The organism is Hungatella hominis (genome assembly GCF_014288005.1).
Taxonomy (GTDB): Bacteria; Bacillota; Clostridia; order Lachnospirales; family Lachnospiraceae; genus Hungatella; species Hungatella effluvii.
The window spans coordinates 1-1609 of record NZ_JACOPB010000060.1 but is presented as its reverse complement, the minus strand read 5'-3'; the positions used below and the strand labels follow the sequence as shown (position 1 = coordinate 1609).

Below are 1609 nucleotides of genomic sequence, written 5' to 3'. Positions count from 1 at the left end.
GGTACGCAATCTGGATCCAGGTTGCAGTAATCACAGACTGTCAGAATCAGATCCGAGATGATCAGATCATGGTCTTCTGTACCAAGCCGTAGATTTTGCTTTACTGTCTGCAGCATCTCTTTCCTATTCATCTTATACCTCCATAGTTTCGATCTTCTGATGGGTCATACTGTGAAGAGCAGATTGGCGGTATTTCTTAAGCTGTGCATAAGTTGGAACAGATTCTCCTCTCAGCCTTAACTGTCCATTTGTATAGGAAGCCAGTTCAGCATTGGTTGACCTTCCCAGATATCCGTGTGTTACAATGGATACGCTTACAATCAGGCTTTCTTTGACCGTAACCGGATTTCTGCTCAATGATACAGCATCGATCCTCACCGCCATCAGACCACCTCCATCTGCTCCCGGTTCTTAATAACCTCGTCCGCAATCATCAACGTGATTTCCAAAATGTAAAGATTGCTCCGGTACGTTGGCTGAATTTTCACGTCTACAAAGCTTCCATCTTCCTCCTGGGTCACTTCACAGCCGCCTGATGCCTCTACTTCGCCATTATATATCAGTTCATAGGTGGCATCTTTAACAACAAAGTATTCTGATTTGACAGAATGGACGAAATACTTTACATGTCTGTCTTCGCCCAGAATAAAACGTATCATAATGCCACCTCCTGACATTCTGGAATCAATCGTGTAAACAGATACTCTGTAAACTGCGGCTCCATTTGATATGGCGCCTGAAGGAGCTCAAACGTATACTTTGGAAGTGGCAGCGCGTGAATACAGATATTTCCGGCATCTACGGTATAAAGCATCTTTGAAAGATACGTCTGATTTCCTGCTTCATCTTCGGCCACCACCTCTACCACATATTCTCCGTCAGCATCAAAAGGGACCGGCACATTCCACCGGTCCTCATCTGCCTTCTGTAGTATTACTTCTACGCCATCTACCAGGCCAAATACACGTGCTACTGCCATGGTATTGCCTCCTTAGTCTGTAACCTCCACGCTTATCACGTAGGTCTTGCCAGCATCTACCGGATTAGGTGTAAGCGTAACGGCCTTAATCGTCGGGGCTACGGTATCGAGTGTTACTGTCCTGGTTACGGTCGTGCTCTTACCCGCGGAGTCTGTCGCCACAACTGTGATCGTGTTGCTTCCGGACGCCAACGTCAGAGCCTTGCTGAAGGATCCATCTGAGCCTACTGTCACAGCCTCAGCTGATCCGCTGTTAAGTTTGACTGTTACGGTTACAGGGCTCGACGTTATGTCGTTGGTCGTACCGGATACAGTGCAGGCTGCCTTGTTGGTAATCAGGCCATTTACCGGAGCTGTAACACTTAATGTCGGAGGCACTGTATCGATTTTAAAGGTTACTGACTTCTGAGTCGCAGCGTTGCCGTCGTTATCAGATGCATCGATCTTAATTGTATGGCTGCCATCTGACAAGGCTGTAGTCGGTGTATAGGTGCAATCGTAACCACCAGTAATGGCCGTCTTTACAATGGCGCTGCCTGTAACCTTGCCGCCGCTGTCAATGGTAATACCGATCGTATCTGGATTGACGCCAGAGTCGTTATCTGTAACCTTCCAGCGAATCGCTGGCTT

At 47.4% G+C, this 1609-nt stretch carries 4 protein-coding genes; all 4 read right to left on the bottom strand.

What is annotated here, in order from left to right; translation table 11 throughout:
• Nucleotides 1-132 precede the first annotated feature (132 nt).
• Nucleotides 133-384 carry a hypothetical protein gene (locus tag H8S75_RS32285; protein WP_002603327.1) on the bottom strand — a complete coding sequence of 84 codons (252 nt, stop codon included), beginning with the start codon at nucleotides 382-384 and terminating at the stop codon, nucleotides 133-135.
• Nucleotides 384-659, bottom strand: a complete 276-nt coding sequence (locus tag H8S75_RS32280) for a hypothetical protein (RefSeq protein ID WP_002603326.1) — start codon at nucleotides 657-659, stop codon at nucleotides 384-386. Before H8S75_RS32280 ends, H8S75_RS32285 begins: the two co-directional genes overlap by 1 nt.
• Complete coding sequence (locus H8S75_RS32275; protein WP_002603325.1) at nucleotides 656-979, bottom strand: PF13754 domain-containing protein; 324 nt, start codon at nucleotides 977-979, stop codon at nucleotides 656-658. The genes H8S75_RS32280 and H8S75_RS32275 overlap by 4 nt, the downstream gene beginning before the upstream one ends.
• A gap of 12 nt (nucleotides 980-991) precedes the next feature.
• Nucleotides 992-1609, bottom strand: a 618-nt coding sequence (locus tag H8S75_RS32270; protein WP_187024967.1) for an Ig-like domain-containing protein, incomplete at its 5' end; no start/stop codon positions are given.

Coding starts and splice junctions, on each gene's coding strand:
- H8S75_RS32275 (WP_002603325.1), bottom strand. CDS start 979: ATGGCAGTAGCACGTGTATTTGGCCTGGTAGATGGCGTAGAAGTAATA.
- H8S75_RS32280 (WP_002603326.1), bottom strand. CDS start 659: ATGATACGTTTTATTCTGGGCGAAGACAGACATGTAAAGTATTTCGTC.
- H8S75_RS32285 (WP_002603327.1), bottom strand. CDS start 384: ATGGCGGTGAGGATCGATGCTGTATCATTGAGCAGAAATCCGGTTACG.